The sequence below is a fragment of the Arthrobacter agilis genome, assembly GCF_002953615.1.
GTDB classification, from domain to species: Bacteria; Actinomycetota; Actinomycetes; order Actinomycetales; family Micrococcaceae; genus Arthrobacter_D; species Arthrobacter_D agilis_B.
The window spans coordinates 1675583-1678905 of the sequence record NZ_CP024915.1 but is presented as its reverse complement, the minus strand read 5'-3'; the positions used below and the strand labels follow the sequence as shown (position 1 = coordinate 1678905).

Annotated in this window: 3 protein-coding genes; 1 reads left to right on the top strand and 2 read right to left on the bottom strand. The window is 71.0% G+C overall.

Annotation, left to right across the window (positions count from 1 at the left end; translation table 11 throughout):
- Positions 1–580, top strand: a 580-nt coding sequence (locus tag CVO76_RS08020) for a phosphatase (protein WP_208741588.1), incomplete at its 5' end; no start/stop codon positions are given.
- A gap of 73 nt (positions 581–653) precedes the next feature.
- Here the strand turns inward: CVO76_RS08020 and CVO76_RS08015 are convergent.
- Both CVO76_RS08015 and CVO76_RS08010 read right to left on the bottom strand, forming a co-directional pair.
- Entirely contained in the window at positions 654–1523 is an 870-nt protein-coding gene (locus CVO76_RS08015) for a DNA-methyltransferase (protein ID WP_133080979.1), read from the bottom strand.
- A gap of 6 nt (positions 1524–1529) precedes the next feature.
- Positions 1530–3197 carry a DEAD/DEAH box helicase gene (locus CVO76_RS08010; protein ID WP_432206157.1) on the bottom strand — a complete coding sequence of 556 codons (1668 nt, stop codon included), beginning with the start codon at positions 3195–3197 and terminating at the stop codon, positions 1530–1532.
- Between the last annotated feature and the right edge of the window lie 126 nt (positions 3198–3323).

Here is a 3323-nt window from a genome sequence, read left to right as displayed (position 1 = left end):
CCGCGAGGAGATCGGGAAGTCCCGCACGGCGCGCCTCACGCGCGCCCGCCGCATGGTCGAGCTCATGTCCGAGGACTTCCCCATCACCTGGGACCTGGTCGAGGAGCATGTGACCGAGGGTGCGACGGTGGGCCGCCCCCACATCGCGGACGCCCTGATCGCACTCGGCGTCGTGACCACGCGGTCCGAGGCCTTCGACCGCATCCTGACCGCGCGTTCCCCCTACTGGGTCAGCCACTACGCGCCGCACCCGGCACACGCCGTCGCCCTCATCCGCGCTGCCGGCGGCGTCCCGGTCTTCGCGCATCCCTCGGCCTTCAACCGTGGGGCGGTGGTGGGGGGCGCCGTCATCGACGAGATGATCGACGCCGGCCTCCTGGGACTCGAGGTGGAGCACCGCGACAACCCGGAGGGTGCACGCGGAGAACTGCGGACGATCGCACGCGAGAACGGGCTGCTGGTCACCGGCTCCAGCGACTACCACGGAAGCGGCAAGCCCAACCTGCTGGGCGAGAACGTCACGACCCGTGAGACGCTCGAGGCCATCGCCGGGCTCGCCACGGGGACGCCGCTGGGCTAGGTCCTCCGGTCCGCCCCGGATCCTGCGGCCCCCGGACCCGGACTACGCCGGACCCGGCAGCCGGCCGTGCGTGTCAGGTCCAGGGCGCCAGGCGCTCGCGCATGACCTCGATGGCCTGCGGGTTCCTGTCCACGCAGACGAAGCGCCGGCCGAGCTTCCCGGCCACCGCTCCGAGGGTTCCCGACCCCGCGAAGAAATCCAGCACCCAGTCGTCCTTCCGGCTGCTCGCCGCGACGGCGCGCCGGAGCAGGCCCTCGGGCTTCTGGGTGGGGTAGCCGGTCTTCTCGCGGCCCGTGGGGGACACGATGGTGTGCCACCAGACATCCGTGGGGAGCTTGCCGAGCGCAGCCTTCTCCGCCGTCACGAGTCCGGGCGCCATGTACGGTTCGCGGTCGACCTCGTCGCTGTTGAAGTAGTACGCCGAGGGGTTCTTCACGTACACCAGGATGTTGTCGTGCTTCGCGGGCCACCTGCGCTTGGCCCGGGCACCGTAGTCGTAGGCCCAGATGATCTCGTTCAGGAAGCAGTCGCGCCCGAAGAGGACGTCCAGCATCACCTTGGCGTAGTGCACCTCGCGGTAGTCGAGGTGGAGGTAGAGGGTGCCGTCGTCGGCGAGGAGCCGCCACGCCTCGGCGAGCCGGGGCACGAGGAAGTCCCAGTAGTCCTCGAAGGCGTCGTCGTAGCTCGCGAGCATGCCCTTGACGGTCGAGTAGGAGAGCCCCTTGAAGCCCACGCGGTCGCCCGCGCCGTCGACAGCCCGCACCATGGTGGTCTGCTGGCGTCGCTGCGCGCGGCCGGTGTTGAACGGGGGATCGACGTAGATCATCGTGAAGGCCGCATCCGGCAGCGTCGCCAGGTACTCGGCGTTGTCCGCGTGCACCACGAGGTTCGCGCCGTCCGCCCTCCAGGTGGGAGGCGCGGACGGCGCAGGGAGTCCGGTCACCGAGGGCTAGTCCTCTGCGTCGCCGGCCGGCTTCGCGACGACCTCGCCGTTGCGCCGGCGCGTGCGGCTGCGGCGCTGCCGGTCGCCCGCGGGAACCTCGGCGTCGGAGCCGGGACGACGGCGGTGTCCGCCGGACTCGACGGCGTCACCCGAGGGTGCCGATGCCGCCGGTGCAGCAGGTGCGTCCGCGGAACGGTTACCGCCCCGACCACGGCTGCGTGGGCTGCGCGGGCCGTCGGCGGAGTCGCCGGCCGTCCCACCGTCGCGGCGCTGGCTGCCGCGTCCGCCCGAACGCCCGCGTCCGCCGTCGCCCCCGGCACTGTCGGGGCGTGCACCGCCGCCGCGCTTGCCGGTCTCGCCCAGGTCCTCCAGGACCTCCGCGTTGATGCCGGCGAGCTTGCGGTCCTTGCGGGGCAGGCGCCCCTTGGTGCCCTCGGGGATGTCGAGATCGGTGTAGAGATGCGGCGACGAGGAGTAGGTCTCCACGGGCTCCGGCGTGTCGAGGCCGAGGGCCTTGTTGATGAGGCCCCAGCGGGGGACGTCGTCCCAGTCGACGAAGGTGACCGCGGTGCCCTTCTTGCCGGCGCGGCCCGTGCGGCCCACGCGGTGCAGGTAGGCCTTCTCGTCCTCGGGGCACTGGTAGTTGATGACGTGCGTGATGTCCTCGACGTCGATGCCGCGCGCGGCGACCTCCGTGGCCACGAGCACGTCGATCTTGTCGCCGCGGAAGGCACGCAGTGCCTGCTCGCGGGCACCCTGGCCCAGGTCGCCGTGGATCGCGCCGGCCGCGAAACCGCGGTCGATCAGTTCCTCGGAGAGCTTCGCCGCCGTGCGCTTGGTCTTGCAGAAGATGATGGCGCGGCCGCGGCCGCGGGCCTGCAGGATGCGGGCCACCACCTCGGCCTTGTCCAGGTTGTGCGCCCGGTAGATGACCTGGCGGATGTCCTTCTTGGTGATGCCCTCGTCCTCGGGATCCGCGGCGCGGATGTGCGTGGGCTGCGTCATGTAGCGGCGGGCCATCGCGATGACGGGGCCGGGCATCGTGGCCGAGAACAGGAGGGTCTGGCGCACGGGAGGGGTCGCGGCGATCAGGGTCTCGACGTCGGGCAGGAAGCCGAGGTCCAGCATCTCGTCGGCCTCGTCGAGCACCACGATCTTGACATTCTTGAGCACCAGGAGTTTCTGCCGGTACAGGTCGATCAGGCGGCCCGGTGTCCCGACGACGATCTCGACGCCCTTCTTGATGGCCTCGATCTGGGGCTCGTACGCGCGGCCGCCGTAGATGGTGACGATGCGCGCGTTGCGCTTCTTCGCCGCCGTCGTGAGGTCGTTCGCCACCTGGACGGCGAGCTCTCGCGTCGGCACCACGACGAGGGCCTGCGGGGCGCCCGGGACGGGGAGCTTCTCGTAGCCGGCGTCGTCGGGACCGACGACGCGCTGGATCGCGGGGATGCCGAAGCCGAGGGTCTTGCCCGTGCCGGTCTTCGCCTGGCCGATGATGTCGTGGCCGCCGAGGGCGATCGAGAGCGTCATCGCCTGGATGGGGAAGGGGTGGGTGATGCCGGCGTCGCTCAGGGACTCGACGATGTCGGGGCGGACGTTGAAGTCCGCGAAGGTCTCGGCGACGGCCGCGTGCGGCTCCTCCGTGGTGACCAGGGTCTCCTCGACGTCGATGGCGTCGGAGGAGTTGTCGGCGACGAGGTGGTGCGTGTCCGTGGCCGGGGTGTTGTCTGCGTTCGTGTTGTGCACGTTCTACCGTTCATTCAGGCCGAGCGGCCGCCGAGGCTCGACGCCGGGATG